Annotated in this window: 18 protein-coding genes; all 18 read right to left on the minus strand. The window is 32.7% G+C overall.

Annotation, left to right across the window (positions count from 1 at the left end; all coding sequences use genetic code 11):
- Window positions 1–134: 134 nt before the first annotated feature.
- The gene (locus RBH95_RS00810; RefSeq protein ID WP_307900841.1) at window positions 135–1,349 is read right to left on the minus strand and encodes a WcaI family glycosyltransferase; all 1,215 of its coding nucleotides are present in this window, start codon (window positions 1,347–1,349) and stop codon (window positions 135–137) included.
- 17 nt (window positions 1,350–1,366) lie between these two features.
- Window positions 1,367–2,461, minus strand: coding sequence for a glycosyltransferase family 4 protein (locus RBH95_RS00815; protein WP_307900842.1), 1,095 nt, complete (start codon window positions 2,459–2,461; stop codon window positions 1,367–1,369).
- 10 nt (window positions 2,462–2,471) lie between these two features.
- On the minus strand, window positions 2,472–3,548 hold the full coding sequence (locus tag RBH95_RS00820; protein WP_307900843.1) for a glycosyltransferase family 4 protein: 1,077 nt from the start codon (window positions 3,546–3,548) through the stop codon (window positions 2,472–2,474).
- Window positions 3,548–4,762 (minus strand): O-antigen ligase, encoded by a 1,215-nt coding sequence (locus RBH95_RS00825; RefSeq protein ID WP_307900844.1) that lies wholly within the window; start codon window positions 4,760–4,762, stop codon window positions 3,548–3,550. Before RBH95_RS00825 ends, RBH95_RS00820 begins: the two co-directional genes overlap by 1 nt.
- The gene (locus RBH95_RS00830; protein WP_307900845.1) at window positions 4,759–6,066 is read right to left on the minus strand and encodes an O-antigen polymerase; all 1,308 of its coding nucleotides are present in this window, start codon (window positions 6,064–6,066) and stop codon (window positions 4,759–4,761) included. The genes RBH95_RS00825 and RBH95_RS00830 overlap by 4 nt, the downstream gene beginning before the upstream one ends.
- Window positions 6,067–6,069: 3 nt before the next feature.
- Window positions 6,070–7,350, minus strand: coding sequence for an oligosaccharide flippase family protein (locus RBH95_RS00835; RefSeq protein ID WP_307900846.1), 1,281 nt, complete (start codon window positions 7,348–7,350; stop codon window positions 6,070–6,072).
- 198 nt (window positions 7,351–7,548) lie between these two features.
- Entirely contained in the window at window positions 7,549–8,205 is a 657-nt protein-coding gene (locus RBH95_RS00840; protein ID WP_307900847.1) for a hypothetical protein, read from the minus strand.
- Window positions 8,206–8,586: 381 nt separating this feature from the next.
- Window positions 8,587–9,843: a sulfate adenylyltransferase subunit CysN gene (cysN, locus tag RBH95_RS00845; RefSeq protein ID WP_307900848.1), complete on the minus strand. Its 1,257-nt coding sequence runs from the start codon at window positions 9,841–9,843 to the stop codon at window positions 8,587–8,589.
- Between the two features lie 57 nt (window positions 9,844–9,900).
- Window positions 9,901–10,806, minus strand: a complete 906-nt coding sequence (cysD, locus tag RBH95_RS00850; RefSeq protein WP_307900849.1) for a sulfate adenylyltransferase subunit CysD — start codon at window positions 10,804–10,806, stop codon at window positions 9,901–9,903.
- Entirely contained in the window at window positions 10,799–11,401 is a 603-nt protein-coding gene (gene cysC, locus RBH95_RS00855; RefSeq protein WP_307900850.1) for an adenylyl-sulfate kinase, read from the minus strand. Before cysC ends, cysD begins: the two co-directional genes overlap by 8 nt.
- 3 nt (window positions 11,402–11,404) lie before the next feature.
- A complete protein-coding gene (locus RBH95_RS00860; protein ID WP_307900851.1) occupies window positions 11,405–11,833 on the minus strand; it encodes a DUF2061 domain-containing protein in 429 nt (142 codons plus the stop codon).
- Entirely contained in the window at window positions 11,834–12,628 is a 795-nt protein-coding gene (gene cysQ, locus RBH95_RS00865; protein ID WP_307900852.1) for a 3'(2'),5'-bisphosphate nucleotidase CysQ, read from the minus strand. It abuts the gene before it with no gap.
- Window positions 12,628–13,482 (minus strand): dTDP-4-dehydrorhamnose reductase, encoded by an 855-nt coding sequence (gene rfbD, locus RBH95_RS00870; RefSeq protein ID WP_307900853.1) that lies wholly within the window; start codon window positions 13,480–13,482, stop codon window positions 12,628–12,630. Before rfbD ends, cysQ begins: the two co-directional genes overlap by 1 nt.
- Window positions 13,479–14,024, minus strand: a complete 546-nt coding sequence (gene rfbC, locus RBH95_RS00875; protein ID WP_307900854.1) for a dTDP-4-dehydrorhamnose 3,5-epimerase — start codon at window positions 14,022–14,024, stop codon at window positions 13,479–13,481. The genes rfbD and rfbC overlap by 4 nt, the downstream gene beginning before the upstream one ends.
- Window positions 14,024–14,890 (minus strand): glucose-1-phosphate thymidylyltransferase RfbA, encoded by an 867-nt coding sequence (gene rfbA / locus RBH95_RS00880; protein WP_307900855.1) that lies wholly within the window; start codon window positions 14,888–14,890, stop codon window positions 14,024–14,026. The genes rfbC and rfbA overlap by 1 nt, the downstream gene beginning before the upstream one ends.
- Before the next feature lie 2 nt (window positions 14,891–14,892).
- The gene (gene rfbB, locus RBH95_RS00885; RefSeq protein WP_307900856.1) at window positions 14,893–15,936 is read right to left on the minus strand and encodes a dTDP-glucose 4,6-dehydratase; all 1,044 of its coding nucleotides are present in this window, start codon (window positions 15,934–15,936) and stop codon (window positions 14,893–14,895) included.
- Window positions 15,937–15,941: 5 nt separating this feature from the next.
- Window positions 15,942–17,012: a hypothetical protein gene (locus RBH95_RS00890; RefSeq protein WP_307900857.1), complete on the minus strand. Its 1,071-nt coding sequence runs from the start codon at window positions 17,010–17,012 to the stop codon at window positions 15,942–15,944.
- A 12-nt stretch (window positions 17,013–17,024) separates the two neighbouring features.
- Window positions 17,025–18,716, minus strand: coding sequence for a hypothetical protein (locus RBH95_RS00895; RefSeq protein ID WP_307900858.1), 1,692 nt, complete (start codon window positions 18,714–18,716; stop codon window positions 17,025–17,027).
- Between the last annotated feature and the right edge of the window lie 12 nt (window positions 18,717–18,728).

Raw genomic sequence — 18,728 nt, forward strand, 5'->3', positions numbered from 1 at the left:
TAAATTAAAAAGATTCTTTGACACTATCACGAAAAATGTTTGCCTTATAAAAAACCAAGGGGTTAGCCTATTAAAGCTGCCTCCTTTTTTTGATAATTAAAACTGGTTTAATTTAGGGAAGGCTACAGCTATAGTTAAAATTCATTTAGCTTCTTGATAAACATATCTAACACTTTATTCTTAGAATATTTCTCCAAAACATATTTCTTCGCCCCCATCCCTAAATTTGAACAAAGTACTTTATCTTCTTTAAGTATCTTTATTTGATCTATTATTTCGTTAACGGAATTCCCACTAAAATAAAAACCTCCTTCTGAGTCCTTAAAAACTTTAGCTACTTCGCTTGCCATATTCCCTGTTACAATAGACGGTTTCTCGCTTGCCATCATACCTAATATTTTTGAAGGCATTACCGTATCAATAACATTTGCTTTTTGAAATAAAACATGCAAATCTGCACTTTTAAGTAATTGAGGCAATTCTTTATACGGAACTAAATTAAAATGTTTCACAAAATTATAATGTTTAACTCCCTCTAGCAATTTAGCTTTCTCGGCACCTTCACCAACCACTATTACTTCAATATTTTCGACCTTCTTTAATTCTACTAAAATTCTTAAAAATAAATCCCAATCTTGCTTTGCTCCAATATTTCCTGAATATAAAATTTTAAAACAATCTGATTTTAAATATTTATGTGTTCCTATATTATTGTGACTAAACATCTCTACATCAATCCAATTAGTCAAATAATATACACTAGTATCGGTTTTTTCTTTCAACCTATTAATCATACCATAACTAATTGTTGAAACAACATCAGCTTTATCTAACACGAATCTTTCAATTCTTTGTAAAATCTTAATTACTTTTCTTCTATTGTCATCTAACAAACCTGAATCTATTGCTGCATCAAACTCAAAATCCTGTACATGAACGAGATGCCTACAATTATATCGCTTCTTTAAAAACCAACCTAACAAACCAGAGGTTGTAAATGGAATAATTGAAATCACGATATCTGGTTTACTAATTCTAAATAAATTAATAAAATTTCCAAAGGTAAAGCTTAACAAATGCATTATTCTTTTTACAAAAGTTGGATCTTTAGGCACATATTGTTTACTCCTATAAACTTTAACCCCGTTTATGGTTTCCCTTACTAAATAATTTTTTAATTTATAATCATCTCTTATCTCCCATTGAGGATAATAAGGAAAACCTGTAATAACCGACACTTCAAACCCGTTCGCTCCAAGGTACTCTGCCTTTTGAGTGGTATATAAACCTATTGCACTATCTTCTGGATAATAATTTATACCTATTATTAATACTTTTTTTTCTCTCACCTATTATTTGTCCAAATTTACTTATTGAAGATATCCATAAGTTTCCTTAGGAAAACTTCTTCTCTTCCAACTGATTTAATAAAATTGTAATTTTTAATTACCATCTCTCTTATTGCTTCCTCATCAGAAAAACAGTTTAATACCTTATTATAAATATCATCAGAAGATTTTTTATCAATATAAACCAAACTCGTTTCTTTATAAATATCATCAAGGGAACTATGTTTCGTTGTGAAAACAACATTTCCACTAGCCATATTTTCTAAAATAGATATTGGCAATCCTTCTGTTAAATATGAAGGGAAAACAAAGACATTACCCCATTTTAAGAGTTCTCTTTTCCGGTCTCCTTTAACCACTCCCAAATATTCTACATTTAATAACTTTATTTCTTTTTCAATTTGTTCTTTAATAGTATCATCAATATTACCAGCCAATTTAGCCTCAAAAGGAATCTTATTCTTTAGCATCAAATTAAATGTTTCTAACAAATAAAATATACCCTTTTGTGTCATTAAATTGCTTAAATAAACAATCTTAATTTTATCATATTTTTTAATTTTAACTTCATTTTCGGTCAATATAAACTTATCTTCGACAAAATTGAATAAAACTTCTATTTTATCTTTTGGTAAAAAATAAGATAAATTTCTAACCAAAGACTTGGATAAAACCACCCCTCTATCTGCTTTAGAAATAACAAAAGTCAATATAGACTTCTTAACTTTGTTACTTTTTAAATAAGTGTTAACTAAGGTATCACTATGTATATGTAAAACTACCTTTTTTCTTAAACACCAACCTGCTAAGATAAATGATGCATATTTAATTATTCCTAAAAAAGTATGTCCTGGTGTAATATAAATAATGTCAACATTCCAAACCTTATAGGTTAAAAAATAAAACTTCAAAAAGTAAAAAATCTTTTTAATTGAAAGAGTACCAACGTTCTCATCAAACTTATCAAATGAGGTATTTATATACTTTACATTGAATTGATTTTTATCTAGCCCTTCTAAAATTAAATCATTACAAATTGAGACTCCGGTTATAGGCTTGTCTAATGGACCTACTATTAAAACATTTACTTTAGTTTTATTTCTGATTATCATTAAATGAATATTATATTTTCTTTGGATTCAAACTTACAAAGGCTTCAGCCATGACTTCGATTGAATAATTTTCTTTACAAAAATCTAAGATTTGTTCTCTTTGTTTCAACCAATAACCTCTATTATTATAAAAATCCAATATCTTATCTGCTAATGAATCGACATTATCAGTTTCAAAATATACAGAATTATTACCCTCTTTAACAGCCTCTATTTCAGGCGAATGTTTTTCAAACTTAGAAACAATCATTGGAACCCCAAAACCAAAGCTTTGAGTAACAGACAAACCAATATATCCGGGCGAAACACTTAGTAAACTAGTATCATATAGAGATTTTAATTTTTCGTACGATCCTATATGTCCTTTAACTAAAACTCTTCCTTCCAAATTATTATCATTAATATAATTTAACAAGTTTTGCTTCTCTTCTCCTTCGCCTACAATTATAAGCTTTGCTTCTGTTGGTAAAAAACCTAATACTTTATTAAATGCCTTAACCAAAAAAAGCGGCTTTTTAGATTCGGTTAAGCGCCCAACATAAATGATATTTTGTATTAAATCGTTATCACTATTATTAACCATCTCTTTTTTATAAAACACAGCATTCGGAGCGCAAGTTATATTTTTATGAGGCATTTTTATCTGAAGTTCCCTTTTTTGACTAACGGTATAAACCAAAATTTGAGATCCCAATTGCCGCATGCCTCCTCTTATTACATCGGTCAAACTCCTTTCTCCATTTTTAGGCCAAGCATGCCCCCACAATACCGTTTTCTTTCCTAGAAGGATTCGTAGAATTAAAATTATCCAATTAGAAATTATTCTAGGATTTAACTCTAATACTACTACTCGTGCCTTTAGAATATCCCTCCACATCCCTGTTTGGAAAAGCCCCTTTCTCTTAAACAAATAAATATTCTTTACTCTATTTAAAAAATTAATCGAATTATCTGTTTTAACGGTAGATTCAAAATAATCGGCGCCTCCGTACAACGTAAAATCTTCACCGTATTTTTCGTTTAAAAATGTGAATAATTTTTTCCTGTAATCTGGGATACATGTTTGTAAAATAATTAGATCTTTCATCAGGAAATTTTATATGTTTTATTGTTCCTAAAAAAATGAATAAAAAAAACAAACAGTATTAACCCTGATTGTCTGACTAAAATATTCTCTGTCAAAAAATTAAGACAATAAAATAGAATTATCACCTTAAACAATTCATCATTAGAATTATGTGCGTATCGATAATTTGCAGCCAGGAACCCTATAAAAACAACCAAACCTAAAAAACCAAGTTTAATACAAAAATCCAAATATTGATTATGGCTATTATATTGGTTATTTAATAAAAGTTGACTTTTATAACTGTAACATTCATTCAACGCATCTTGAGCATCCCCAATACCAACGCCAAGAATTGGATTATGTTTAAAAACATTTATAGCACATTCATAGATATTAACACGAAAAGAATTTGAATAACTTGAATTTACCGAGGCATATGTATCCAATCTAATCATTTCATTTACTCTTCTGTTAAATACAAACAATACTAAAGCACCAATAAACAGCATACATAAATACATTAGCCCCTTCTTAAACCTTCCCCTCAAAAAAAATGCATGTACAAAATACAGAATCAATAAAATAATTAAACTAAAAATCACTGCCTTACTAGATAACATTAGTAACAAAATTGTATTAATAAATATTGCTATTAGTAAGAAGAATCCTTTTTTAGTTTTATAAGAAACAGAATAGAGTTGAAATAAATAAAAAGTAAATATTAATGCATTCCCAAGATAAATTGAAGCATAAATTGGGTGTTGACCAATCAAAGGTACTTTCTCAACAACCAATCTAAATTTATCGGAATAAAAATCTTTATTAGAAGTTAAATTATTGTCACTAATAATAAAAAACAAAATATAGCTAGCAAAAATCGTTGAAGAAAGGACAAATAAAAATAAAAACTTCTTACGTAACTGAGATGTGATTGCTATTTGAGGTCTTAATACAAAAAAAACAAGAGGCACAATAAAAAAAGTAAGCCCTGTTTCTAATTTTTTAAAACCATATGAGAAGTTCGTTGTATATAAAAGAGAAAATACATACAATAAAAAAGTTGAAGAATTAATTAAAAACCATTTCCAATTGACTTTCGTTTTCTCAATTAAAAAAAATGAACCCAGAACTAATAATATTACAGGTAAACCTTTTAATGTATTAGGAATAAGCGGAAAAAAAGCAAACAATAAAAATAACTCATTCGAAAGATGTTTTTTGATATTCATCATTTAATGGGATAATAGAACTTAAATTTATATTTTTTGAAAACATTAAAAAAAAGCAAAATTAATACCAAGAAGACAAAAATTAAAATATCATCCGAAAATGGCATTCTAAAAAATAAAATACCGAAAATAAATCCAACAATATTTACTATTGAATTAAAATTTCGCAAGCTCTTAGTTAAAAATCCTTCGGTAAACCATATTACTATTGGAAGTAAAATTATGCCTAGTAATGAAAAATTCATATTCATTTCACCAATTAGTGTAGTGACCAAAGAATTCCCTCCAAATGTATTAGCTGCAATTGTAGTAATACTTTCAGGTTTATTTGGCCAAACAGATCTAGGCACATAAAAAAACAATGGCTTCAAATAAGTTGCTCCATACAGAATAGTGTCGTATCTATTAAATAAATCATATATAACATTTACATTTATGGATTCAGAAATACCAATAAAAAACAATTTAGGATTTGGTGGTTCCAAAAGCATGGCTCTATCTAAAGATTTTAAGAAAATATCAAAGGTAGGAAAACCACTTTCAAAAAGAGGCCCTCTAATATGTCTAAAAATTGAAGCAAAATATCCTAACACAAAAGCTAGCGGAAATACAAAAGGCAGTGCTATAAAGGATTTCTTTGGATATTTTTTTAAAAACATTAACCCAATCAATATGGCTGTACAAAATAAGTATATTCTATTTCCAGAAAACATCATATCCAAAACTGTAAACATAACAGTCAAAAATAAAAACTTACGAAACTTCCAATCATTCTTAAGCCACTTGTAAAACAAGGAGGAAATTATTAAAATCCTCACGGAACTTGTTATAAAAGAAATCAAAACAGCGAAAGCACCAGTAGATTCAAAATAATTATGTCTATTTCTATACCAATTTCCTCCTTCCAATAAACCTGAGCCAATAAAAACAATTAGCATCCCAATAAAATAAACTATTAAATAACTTTTAATACTTGGCTTAAATTCATTATTCACTTCTAGATTGGAATACCTTGATGGAAAACATAAGTAAATAATAATTGAAAATATATATGCAATTAATAAAAATGAACTGCTAATATTATCCTTCAATACAACATCTCTTAAACTAGTATAATAAAAATCTGTTTTTGAAAGTTCTAAAGTACCAGTTATAATCATTACCCAAACGGGTATAAAAATAAAAAACAAAACCCCGAATGATATGCCTACTTTAAATGTGACCCCTCTTTTAAACAAAATATAGAACATTATCAATAAAATTGATAAAAACTCAACAATAAAGAGGGTTGAAATTAGATGTACCATACTTTAAGGCTTAATTATTTCCATTTCACTACTAATCTTTTTAAAATAAAAACTTCCAATTAAAACTAATAATAACTCGGTAATGGTTACAATTATAGCTACGCCATAAATACTAAAAAATTGTACAAAAATTAAATTCATAATCACGCTAAATAAACCACCAAAAATCAAAATATTCATCCTAACCTTATACCGCTTTACAGCTGGAAAATATAGAACATTATAAAGCATATTTAACCCTGAAAACAATGAAATGAAGCATAACACTCTAAACACAATTGAATAACTAGTTATAATTGGATCTTTATAAACTAATGCCAATATATTTTCAGCAAAACACAAAATAAATATTGCTATAACCATACCTAATAAAAAAACAAAAGGTTTGATTTTGCATATTATCATTTTAACTTTCTCATTGTTTTGTCTAGAAACCCAAGGATACAATGCCTGATAAAGTGGCACATAAATATTCTTAATCGCTAATATGAGTTTCTCAATACTAGAATATACTCCAGCTAAAGCATTTCCAGAAAACAACCCTAAAATAAAAACGTTACTCGCAGTATATAAACTTATAGCCAAATTTGAGATAAACAAACTAAAGCTATCAAAAAATAACTGCTTTATTAGTCCAAATGTAGGTAACTTAAACGTGAAAAATTTAAAGCTAAAAATAAGACCAAAAAAACCCGAAACTATAAATCCCAAAGAATTATAAATAGGTACCTTAAAATAATCTTGTTCATTATCAATAAAGAAAAATACTAATACTGTAAATATTATTTTAGCAAAAACATTTACATATGTAACTACTTTCATTTTTTCTATTCCTTGAAAAAACCATACAGGAAAACATGCTTGACCTATAACCACACCAAAACTTAAAATATAAATATTAGAATCTATACTAAACCTAGTAAAACTACCTATTAAAAGTAAAAGCACCCCAAAAGAAATGACTACCAAACAAAACTTAATAAGCATTATAGCAATAAAAATTTCTCCAACTTTTTGCTTTTGATTTCTGGCTATAGATATTTCTCTTGTTCCGCTGATATTAAACCCAAAGTCAACAAAAACATTTAAAAATGACACTAAAGACTGGGCAAACATAATAAGTCCAAATTTTTCTGCCCCCAAAATTCTAACTAAAAAAGGAAGGATTAAAAGAGGTAATATATAATTGGCTCCTTGAAGAAGGAATAAAGACACAAAATTTTGGGTTATTATTTTTTTTTCCTTTTGTTCTAAAAATTCCTGTACTTGTTTAATTATACTCATTAACTATACTCAATATTTCATTTCCAGCTAAACTTGAAAGTTTTTATACTTACAAATGCAGTAAATCATTCAAGTAATTCAAATTCCTAATTAGCAAATCATTCCTTGATGTCCAATCATAACAAGAAGGATACCAATTCCTTTTACAATATTGACGTTTAAATTCTCAAACTTTGTACTCATATTTTTTCAAAAACTTTATTTGGTGTAAGAAATCTCTTCTAACTTTAAACTTGAAGGTATAATATAAGTATTACACAAATCTGTTGTAGGAGCTTCCCATGTAATTGTTTTACCTAAACCAGAAGTGGGTCCTAAAATAATTTTAATTGTATCCGAATAAACGATTCCCTTAAAACTACATTTATACCATCCATTGCTCAAATCTTCTATATGTGCTGATTCCTTAATAAAATCACCTACTTCCTCCATACTACCTTTAACCTCACCATTTTTCAGATCAAATACAACATCTATTCTATTTGGATACTCCCCTACGATTCTTAAACCAAATAAATCTCCTATAGTCGCCTTTTTAACAATTACACTCACTAGATATTCGTTCCCAAAAGTAACTGCTATATCGCTTAAAGTAGCGTATGCTGTTTCAGTTGAAGATATTCTAGAAATCAAAAACACGTCATCTCCATTATAGTTTAAATTTTCATTAACCGCTTCCAACTTTACTCTATCTAACGACCAAATAGAGTGATGTTGAAGGTTTATTTTATTAAAACTTTCCTCTTTCTGAGTGCTATTGTTCTCTTTTGTTGATACCTCATTTTTATTTACTTCCTTCTTACAACCTATAACCGAAATAAAAAATAGCAAAAAAAGTAATCTATATATTTTCATACAAAACCAACTAAATTATTCATTATAATCAACCAAATTTATTTTCCTACCTCTACGTAATATTACTTCACTACATTATTGATATACCACTTTACTCCAACCTACTCACAACCTAAAACCAAACAAAGACAAACACTTAACGGGCAATCTACTTAATAGAAAAAAAACTCTATTTTTCACAGCTTGAATGTTCATAATTATTTTCTAATGTAAAATCCAGAACTAAACATAGAATTTACTAGTATAAAACAATCTATTTGAAAATTATTTAGGTCTGCAAAACTACCATTTTTAACAGCAAATCCATTAAAAACATACTTTAATCATATGCTATTAATGGATTTCAAATAAATACTTCTATCCAGCAACAAGAAAATGCACTTACACCACCATTCCCGCAGCTACAGTTTCATTGGTAGCATCATCCACTAAAATGATACTTCCAGTAGCTCTATTTTCACGATAGGAATCGACCATTAAAGGCTTTGTAGTGCGAATTTTAACTTTAGAAATGTCGTTCATATTTAATTCCTTGTCCTCTTCATTTCTCGCCAAGGTATTAATATCAATTTTATAAACAATTTCCTTGATCATTGCCTTTTGATCATTTGAGGTGTGTTTAATAGTATATTTCGCTCTTGGTTTAGCTGGACTATTATTCAACCAACAAAGCATCACCTCAACGTCCTGAGACGCCTCAGGCATATTATTGGAACGTACAATCATATCACCTCTACTAATGTCAATGTCATCTTCCAAAGTCATTGAGATGGACATTGGTGCAAAAGCTTCCTTTACAGAACCATCAAATGTATCCAAGGTTTTGATTTTCGAGGTAAACCCAGAAGGCATTACCGTAACCTCATCCCCTGCTCTAAAGACACCACTAGCAACGCGCCCGGCGTACCCTCTGTAGTCCCTATTGTCGTCATCACTTTGAGGTCGTAAAACGGTTTGAACTGGGAAACGAGCATCCACTTTGTTCACATCACTACTGATATGCAAGGTTTCCAAAGTATGCAACAATGGCGCACCTTGATACCAATCCATATTCTCTGATCTATTCACCACATTATCTCCCAAAAGAGCAGAGATAGGTATAAATCGAACATCTTTAACCAACATTTTTGAAGAAAATTCCTCAAACTGCTCGATAACCTTGTTATAAGCCTCTTCAGAATAATCCACCAAATCCATTTTGTTAATACAAACAATTACGTGCGGGATCTGCAGAAGCGAAGCTATGAATGAATGACGTCTCGTCTGTTCAATCACTCCATGTCTAGCATCCACCAAAATGATGGCTGCATTAGCTGTAGAAGCACCCGTAACCATATTCCTTGTATATTGAATATGTCCAGGGGTATCAGCTATAATAAACTTTCGTTTTGGCGTCGTAAAATATCTATAAGCTACATCAATAGTAATTCCTTGTTCACGCTCGTCACGTAATCCATCAGTAAACAGTGCCAAATCAACACCTTCGTGTCCCTTCTTCTTACTAGTGTTCTCAATGGCTTCCAACTGATCTTCAAAAATGGATTTTGAATCATACAAAAGGCGACCTATCAAGGTACTTTTTCCATCATCTACACTACCAGCAGTTGTAAAACGTAATAATTGATTGCTATCTAACATCTTTTATTGTTTCTTTATATGAAATGCTGAATGACATTCAGCATAATACTTTAATTTTTAAAAATATCCTTGACGTTTACGATCTTCCATTGCCGTTTCTGAACGCTTATCATCGCTACGATTTCCTCTTTCCGTTTGACGCATGGCCGAAACTTCCAAAGCAATTTTCTCAACGGTATCGGCATCACTTTCAATACCTCCTGTAATGGTTATATCCCCAAGAGTTCTAAAACGGATTTTCTTGGTTACTACTTCTTCATGTTCTTCAATTATCAAGAATTCAGAATTAGGAATCCAAGAGTTATTGCGCCAAACAACTTCTCTTTCATGAGCATAGTACAATGACGGAATCTCAATATTTTCACGCTTAATGTAATTCCAAACATCCATTTCTGTCCAGTTACTAATTGGAAACGCTCTAAAATGCTCTCCCTCGAAATACCTTCCGTTGAAAAGATTCCAAAGTTCCGGACGTTGGTTTTTAGGGTCCCATTGTCCAAAATCATCTCGATGCGAAAAGAAGCGCTCCTTGGCCCTTGCTTTTTCCTCATCACGACGACCTCCTCCAATAGCACAATCTACTTTGTGTTCCTCTATAGCATCCAACAGAGTCGTTATTTGCAGTGCATTTCTCGTCGCATTTTTACCTTTTTCCTCTGCGACGCGTCCTTGATCTATAGATTCCTGCACCGATCCAACAATAAGGTTCACTCCCAATTCCTTAATTAAATCATCACGGAATTTTATTGTTTCGGGAAAATTATGTCCCGTATCCACATGCATTAACGAAAATGGCACCTTACATGGGTGAAATGCCTTTCGGGCTAAATGGGTTACCACTATAGAATCCTTACCCCCAGAAAATAAAATAACTGGGTTTTGAAATTGCGCCCAAACTTCACGTAGCACAAAAATGGCTTCACTTTCTAATTCGTCCAGGTAGTTTAAATAGTACTTACTCATTGGTGAGTTGTAATTTAGGTGTTATGTAATCGATTATCCGTTGGGCTGCCGCTTCAACAGATTCGTTTTCTGTTAATATTTCAATATCGGGATTCTCGGGGGTTTCATAGGGAGCAGAAATTCCGGTCATATTTTTGATTTCGCCAGCCCTTGCCTTTTTATAGAGTCCCTTAACATCGCGGCGTTCACATTCTTCTACGCTCGTATTGATAAAAATCTCAACAAAGTTAACATCTTTAAGGATTCTTTTGATGTTTTCCCTATCTTTTTTGTAGGGTGATACAAAGGCCGCCAAAACCACCAAACCAGCATCTACCATTAAATTGGCTGCCTCGGCTATACGACGGATATTTTCAGTACGGTCTTCAGGTGAAAACGTAAGGTCATTATTCAAGCCTTTTCTAATGTTATCTCCATCCAATGTATAAGTTTTGATTCCACTTTTGAACAATTGCTGTTCAACGACATTAGCAATGGTAGACTTCCCAGATCCCGACAGTCCCGTGAACCACAATAAAAAAGAGTTATGCTGGTTAGAATTTCTTCTGTCTTCTACTGAAATTTGATAATCGTGGGGAATAATATTCTCTTTCATCTTCTAATCATTGTTTCTGTTTGGAAGCCCGAAATTAATCTTGTACCAGGTACGCTCGTGTAAATAATACAATAACATTTTAGTTACGACTTCAACCGATGCTATTTTGAAACCTGTAAGGGGGTTTCCAGTTACTATCCAAGCTAATGTCATAGTATCCATAGTTCCTACCATACGCCAAGTAATGGTCTTAGCGATGTGCCGCTTTCTGCTTTCCAGAATCTTCCCATCTTTGGAAAGGTTAACTTTAAACCAAACTCGTTCATGTAAAAAATACAAGACCATTTTGGTAACGACTTCATAAATGCCAATCTGCAAACCAATCCAAGGATCACCAGAAATGATCCAAGACAAGATTATGGTATCTATAGTCCCTACTAAACGCCAAGTAATGGTCTTTGCTATATGTCTTTTATATGAGGCGTCCTTCATCTATTGGCTAACCAAGAAATAGCTATTCAATAAGTTTTCCTTGTTGTACTGCAAAGGTTCATTGGTTTCCTTTGAAATCACCTGCAAACCCACCGCATTACAAATGGCCTGTCCAGCAGCTGTATCCCACTCCATTGTTGGGGCATAGCGAGGGTACACATCTGCAGCTCCCTCTGCTACCAAACAAAACTTCAAAGAACTTCCTTTGGAAACAATCTCCACATTTTTACCCTCAGCTTTCAATCCTTCCACAAAATCTAAAGTATCTTGATTCATGTGCGATCGACTTCCTACCACCTCAACAACATCCGAATCTTTAGCTTTAGGTTTTAAAGGAGTGGCCAATTCGAAAACAGTTTCAACATCGGTATTATGGGACTCCAGTTTTGCCTTAAACGCCTCTTTAGAATCTACATTGGCATAATAAATGGTTTGTTCTGCAGGAACATAAATAACTCCCAACACAGGCTTTCCTTCCTTTACCAATGCAATATTCACAGTAAACTCACCATTACGCTTTATAAACTCTTTAGTGCCATCTACTGGATCAACCACCCAACAAGTAGACCAATCCTTTCTTACTTCATAGTCAACTTGTTTATTCTCTTCACTGATAATGGGAATATTTGTAGGAATCAAAAACGAATTGATGATATTATTGGAACGTTTATCCGCTTCCGTTAAAGGAGATTCGTCCTCTTTATATTCCACTTCAATTTTGGAATCATAGATTTCCATTATTGCCTTTCCTGCTTCCAAAGATGCTTTTATTGCTGTTTCTAAAAATTCTTTCATTAATCTATTCGTTTTATCGCTTCTTTTAGACTGTCTCTCCAATGAGATATTTCTATATTGAATGTGCCCTTTACCTTGGTCTTATCCAAAACACTAAAATGGGGTCGTTCAGCAGGTGTAGGATAGGCTTCAGTTTTAATAGCAAATGTCTTGATGTTGTTTTCTGAAATTTCAAAAATAGCATGCGCAAAATCGTACCAACTAGCCACACCTTCATTGCTATAATGATACAAGCCATATGCCACACTATTTGAACTTACTACTTTCAAAAGTACCGCAGCCAAATCTTTAGCATAAGTCGGCGTTCCAATTTGATCTGCTACAATATTCAGCTCACTTTTAGTTTCTGACAACTTTAGCATTGTCTTTAAAAAATTATGACCATGTTCTGAATACAACCAAGAAGTCCTAAATATAAAATGCTCTGCTAGATGTCTTTCTATTTCCTTTTCCCCCTCAAGTTTTGTTTCCCCATAAACTCCCACTGGATTAGTTGCATCAGATTCACTATATGCTAAACAAGCATCTCCCTCAAAAACAAAATCTGTGGACACATGAATCATTTTCACATTGTACTCCTTACAAGCCGCTGCCAAATATTTTACTCCCAAAACATTGACAGCAAAAGCCTTTTCCTTTTCGCTTTCGGCCTTATCAACGGCAGTATAAGCGGCACAATTGATGCACCAATCAATATCGTTACTAGAAAAAAACGCATTAACGTCTGCTTCTTTTGTAATATCTAACTCTCCACTATCAACATAAATGAATCTAAAACCATTAATTGATTGTTCTAAATCCTTTATGCAGGTTGCCAATTGCCCATTACCTCCTGTTACCAATATGGTTTTCATATCAAGGCCTTTTCTAATATTGGTAATACAGCATCCTTTTCAGATATAATTAATTCTTCTTCCGCCAATTGCCAATCAATATTTAAACTAGGATCATTGTAAATAATTCCTCCTTCGGAAGCCTTATTGTAAAAATTATCACATTTATATGAAAAAATAGCAGTGTCGCTTAATACGACAAATCCATGCGCAAATCCTCTTGGGACAAAAAATTGAGTTTTGTTTTCCTCAGACAATTCAACAGCAACATGTTGTCCATAGGTTGAAGAATCCGGTCGAACATCAACAGCAACGTCCAATACCTTACCCTTTATAACACGTACCAATTTGGCCTGTGCATGTTCTCCTGTTTGATAATGTAAGCCTCTCAAAACACCTTTGGTAGAAAAAGATTCATTATCCTGTACAAAGTTCACATCCTTACCAATTGCTTTGTTAAAACGTTCTTGATTAAAGCTCTCCAAAAAATAGCCTCTTTTATCTTCAAATACTGTAGGATGAATGATAAAACATCCTTTTAAATTGGTTTCCTGTACCGTCATTATTTTCTATTAAGCAATCCCAATAAATTCTTTCCATAGCCACTCTTTAAAAAAGGTTCAGCCAATGCCTTGAACTGAGCCTCATCAATATAGCCCATTTCAAAAGCAGCAGCCTCTATAGACCCTATTTTTAAGCCTTGTCGTTCTTCTATCACTTCCACAAATTGGGAAGCCTGCATCAAGGATTGAAAGGTTCCCGTATCCAACCAAGCGGTACCCCTATCCAAAATACTAACATTTAAACGGCCTTGTTCCAAATACACTTTGTTGACATCTGTTATTTCCAGTTCTCCCCGATTACTAGGTTTTATACTTTTGGCAATATCTACAACATTGTTGTCATAGAAATATATCCCTGGAACAGCATAATTGGATTTTGGCTCCTTGGGCTTTTCTTCTATAGAAATAGCATGGCCTTCTTCATCAAACTCCACCACACCATATCGCTCCGGATCATGGACTCGATAGGCATAAATAATGCCTCCATCGGGATCATTATTGTTTTGTAATAATTGCGACAAACCTGTTCCATAAAATATATTATCACCTAAAATCAAGGCCACCTTATCCTCTCCAATAAATTCTGCTCCAATAATAAATGCTTCAGCCAACCCATTAGGTTCTTCCTGGACAGCATATTCAAAATGGCACCCATATTTTTTTCCATCTCCCAATAAATCCTGAAACAAAGGCAAATCTTTAGGAGTCGAGATAATCAAGACTTCATTGATTCCAGCATATATCAATGTAGATAATGGATAATATATCATTGGTTTATCATAAATAGGCATTAACTGCTTACTTACCGACAATGTTAATGGGTGGAGCCTTGTACCAGACCCTCCTGCTAGTATAATTCCTTTCATATCTAGTTATATTGCGTTTGGTAATAAGTTTGATAGGATCCACTGGTAACATGATTTAACCATTCTTCATTGCTCAAGTACCAATCAATAGTCTTACTCAATCCTTCTTCAAAAGTTACTGAAGGCTTCCACCCTAATTCTTTATTTATTTTAGAGGCATCTATGGCATAGCGCAAATCATGTCCAGGACGATCTTTAACAAAAGTGATGAGGCTCTCCGAAGTTCCCTTTGGTTTATTCAATTTCTCATCCATTTGTTGACAAAGCAATTTCACTAAATCAATATTCTTCCATTCATTAAAACCACCAATGTTATAGGTTTCTCCCAAAACACCTTTATGGAAAACCAAATCAATAGCCTTTGCGTGATCTTGCACATATAGCCAGTCCCTTGTATAGTTTCCATCTCCATAAACAGGAAGCGGCTTTCCTTCTAGAATATTATTGATAAATAAAGGAATTAGTTTTTCAGGAAATTGGTTTTGTCCATAGTTGTTAGAACAATTTGTAATAACATACGGAATGCCATAGGTTTCACCATAAGCTCTCACAAAATGATCTGAACTCGCTTTTGAAGCCGAATATGGAGAGTTAGGGTCATAGGCCGTTGTTTCAGTAAAAAGGCCTGTTTCTCCTAAAGTGCCGTAAACCTCATCAGTACTAACATGATAAAACAGTTTTCCTTCATAATTATTGTTCCATAACTTTTTAAAGGCATTCAAAAGTATCATGGTGCCAATAACGTTAGTTTTCACAAAAGCCAACGGATCCGCAATAGATCGATCTACATGCGATTCTGCCGCTAAATGAATTACCCTATCAAACTTGTAGGTGCCAAACAAACTGTTTATTTGGACTTCATCCGTTATATCCGCCTTTAGAAATGTATAATTAGAATGATGCTCTATATCTTTTAGGTTTTCAAGATTCCCCGCATAGGTTAAACTATCCAAATTAAAGACATGGTAATTGGGGTAAGTCTCAACAAATAGACGTACAACATGAGACCCAATAAAGCCAGCACCTCCGGTAATTAATACTTTCATTAATTCTATATTTTATCTTTAAATTGATCCATATATTTTATAAACCTCAATCCTAACAATGCGAAAAAAGCTAAGGCAAACAATATAATACCGTAATATGACTTATACCCTAGTTTTTTATTAAATAACGATTTAGTATTTGATATAATTCCCTCGTCCTGCTGACTTGAAATAACCTCTACAATCTTTTTAACATCATCCTTTTTCCTCTGAATGGACACCAATTCACGTCTTAATTTAATATCCTCAGAAAACAATTCATATTCTTTTGTTGAACTTTTGTCTCCCGTATTATCAATCAATATACTCGTTTGGGAATTTGGATTTTCGTTCATTCTTTCCAAAACTCTTTGATAGACCTTTTGCAAAGAATCAGATTCCTTTAAGGATTCTTTAATCACCCGTTCTTGATATTGCAACTCCGCCAAATCCTTTTGTTGCTCATTTTTAAAAAACTCTATAGATTCTATATTTTTAATAATCTCTGGAAGAACTTTTTTCAAAAGGCTCTTTTGAGTTGCGCTAACAGTAAGCCTTTGGTAAGCATAATCATAGTCATATGAATTTTCTAAAAACTTTTCAAAATCAATATTGTCTGCCAAGGTTGAATCAATTTCCTTTTTATACTCATCATATACCTTTAACTTTTGGTTCTCGTTTAATACAGATTCCATTTGAAAAGAAACCATATTTCTGGCTTCCTCCAATGTAACATTCAAAGCTGCGGATAAAGACTGAAAGTCCTGATCCATGATTAGGTCATTATAATAATTCAAGAGATTATATAAACTCTCACCGGTATCATAATTTTGTTTAATGACTGCATTCGAAGAATATACTGGAGTTGAGGTCTTCTGTTTAAACATTCCGAAACCAAAACCAAGTACTGCAGCTCCTGCTAGAATCAAAATATTCTTTTTAATAAAAAATACTATTGCAACAAACAGATAAAAAAGCTTTGTAAATATGGAGCCAATAAAATTGAAAAATTTTGTAAACAGACTCCCAATAAGAGTAAACAATTGTCCCAAATCCACTTCTTCAGAAGTGTTAGTTTCCGGTAGGTTTTTATTCATTAGTTAGATATGTTAATTTAAAATTTGTTCTAGTATTTTTCTTGTTATTAAATAAGTTGGTTTGACTCCTGAGCTTCCTAATCCTCCAGAAGCCAAAGTACTCCCTGTCTCTAAAGGATTATCACTAGCGTAGTAAGCATATCTCACTTTGACATCCTTACCAATATTCCCTCTCACTCTTGAAGCTGATTGAATTGCTTTTTGATAATGAGCTCCCTCCATTTCCAAGCCAATTACATTCCAAGTAGAATTGTAAAAGAATTTCAAAATCTCTTTATTCTGAAGTGAGGTTCCTAACACCGTAATCATGGAGCCTTCATAAACGCTAATGCCATGACCTTCCAAATCCTGTTTACACAGTTCATTGTCAAAAGGATAATTATCCGCCGTTCCTTCAAAAATATGGGCCGATGGAATCATGATATCACCTTTTCCTCCTTCCAAAATACCTGCTTTCCCCATGATTGATATCGATTCAACTTTTAAATGCTTCTTATAATCCTCAATAATAACAGGCTTCAAGAGTTCGTCCATGGTTTCGTATGCCTGCTCTCCAAAAGCATAATCCATAACCACAATCACAGGTTTATCCCGTTTCAATTTCTGCTCATCAACTTGAATATCCAATTTTGAAAAATCAATTTTGGAAGTATCAAAAATCTGAACATCAATATTGGTTCCTGAACTGTCAGGTATGTACAACATCCCATGTTGCAACGCCTCCTTATTCACTTTATTGCGTAGGGACTCATTGTCTTTCTTACTCAAGTCCTGATAGACCTCAAAAATATTCTTTTTGGCTAAACTTCCTTTTAAAACACTCGATGTAAACAAGGAATTCATCACACTGTGCATATTTGCACTTATAATGTGAATTGGACGATCCAACAATTCATTTTCTATTAAAACAGCTTTGATATCATCAGCCCAAATTTCACCATGAATATGGTGTCCCAAACGCTCTCTTAGAACTGGCGAAAACGTCACTGTTCTCTTGGTATCACTTACGGTTTCCTCAATTGCCAATTTCCCTAACCAGTAAACAATATGCAATAACCTGTCTGGCTGCTTAGATGTCGCAAATTGACTATAAATGTGAGTAATCTCATTAAAGGTTCTTCCTAGGATATTAGCTGTATGCGTAATGGCAATTTCCCGTTCATTTTGGGACAACTTTTCTTCAGATAAAACAGCCTTTTCCAGTTTTACCCAATCCCTAGTCGTAGTTCCTTGTTCATCGACAAGCACTCGATTACTAATTTTATGAGATTCAACAAACAAAAAAGTTAAGTGCGTTAGAATATCATATATTTCGGAACGTCCTCTAGTAATCTCAATGTTCATTTGCTCCTCATCGATACGATAACAATTTCTCCTCCTTTTGGCAGGAATAATTGCTTTAAAATGCGAATTTCCATAACCTTCATCACTCGTCAAATTGATAAAGGTACATTCCTCTATTCCCAAAGGCAATCTATCAATCACATAAAGCAAGCCTTCCAGCTCTGCCTTTTCATCGGCAATAGAACCATAAATTTCAGGTCTCAACAACAGCAAAGACTCCCTAAGAGTTTCTCCAGAAACCCCCATAGGTTTATAGAAGCCCCTATTGAACAAATGTCGCATCGTGATGTACATTTTTTCAATAGCGCTAGAACTCTCCTGAGCCCTAGTTCTTTCGTGTCTTTTTGCTGTGTTTGCCATACTTGTTAACCT

The organism is Mangrovimonas sp. YM274 (assembly GCF_030908385.1).
In the GTDB taxonomy this organism is placed as follows: Bacteria; Bacteroidota; Bacteroidia; order Flavobacteriales; family Flavobacteriaceae; genus Mangrovimonas_A.

Excerpts from the sequence above, each read along its gene's own strand:
- RBH95_RS00815 (WP_307900842.1), bottom strand. The coding sequence starts at position 2,461 with ATGATAATCAGAAATAAAACTAAAGTAAATGTTTTAATAGTAGGTCCA.
- RBH95_RS00820 (WP_307900843.1), bottom strand. The coding sequence starts at position 3,548 with ATGAAAGATCTAATTATTTTACAAACATGTATCCCAGATTACAGGAAA.
- RBH95_RS00825 (WP_307900844.1), bottom strand. The coding sequence starts at position 4,762 with ATGATGAATATCAAAAAACATCTTTCGAATGAGTTATTTTTATTGTTT.
- RBH95_RS00830 (WP_307900845.1), bottom strand. The coding sequence starts at position 6,066 with ATGGTACATCTAATTTCAACCCTCTTTATTGTTGAGTTTTTATCAATT.
- RBH95_RS00835 (WP_307900846.1), bottom strand. The coding sequence starts at position 7,350 with ATGAGTATAATTAAACAAGTACAGGAATTTTTAGAACAAAAGGAAAAA.
- RBH95_RS00840 (WP_307900847.1), bottom strand. The coding sequence starts at position 8,205 with ATGAAAATATATAGATTACTTTTTTTGCTATTTTTTATTTCGGTTATA.
- cysN (WP_307900848.1), bottom strand. The coding sequence starts at position 9,843 with ATGTTAGATAGCAATCAATTATTACGTTTTACAACTGCTGGTAGTGTA.
- cysD (WP_307900849.1), bottom strand. The coding sequence starts at position 10,806 with ATGAGTAAGTACTATTTAAACTACCTGGACGAATTAGAAAGTGAAGCC.
- cysC (WP_307900850.1), bottom strand. The coding sequence starts at position 11,401 with ATGAAAGAGAATATTATTCCCCACGATTATCAAATTTCAGTAGAAGAC.
- RBH95_RS00860 (WP_307900851.1), bottom strand. The coding sequence starts at position 11,833 with ATGAAGGACGCCTCATATAAAAGACATATAGCAAAGACCATTACTTGG.
- cysQ (WP_307900852.1), bottom strand. The coding sequence starts at position 12,628 with ATGAAAGAATTTTTAGAAACAGCAATAAAAGCATCTTTGGAAGCAGGA.
- rfbD (WP_307900853.1), bottom strand. The coding sequence starts at position 13,482 with ATGAAAACCATATTGGTAACAGGAGGTAATGGGCAATTGGCAACCTGC.
- rfbC (WP_307900854.1), bottom strand. The coding sequence starts at position 14,024 with ATGACGGTACAGGAAACCAATTTAAAAGGATGTTTTATCATTCATCCT.
- rfbA (WP_307900855.1), bottom strand. The coding sequence starts at position 14,890 with ATGAAAGGAATTATACTAGCAGGAGGGTCTGGTACAAGGCTCCACCCA.
- rfbB (WP_307900856.1), bottom strand. The coding sequence starts at position 15,936 with ATGAAAGTATTAATTACCGGAGGTGCTGGCTTTATTGGGTCTCATGTT.
- RBH95_RS00890 (WP_307900857.1), bottom strand. The coding sequence starts at position 17,012 with ATGAATAAAAACCTACCGGAAACTAACACTTCTGAAGAAGTGGATTTG.
- RBH95_RS00895 (WP_307900858.1), bottom strand. The coding sequence starts at position 18,716 with ATGGCAAACACAGCAAAAAGACACGAAAGAACTAGGGCTCAGGAGAGT.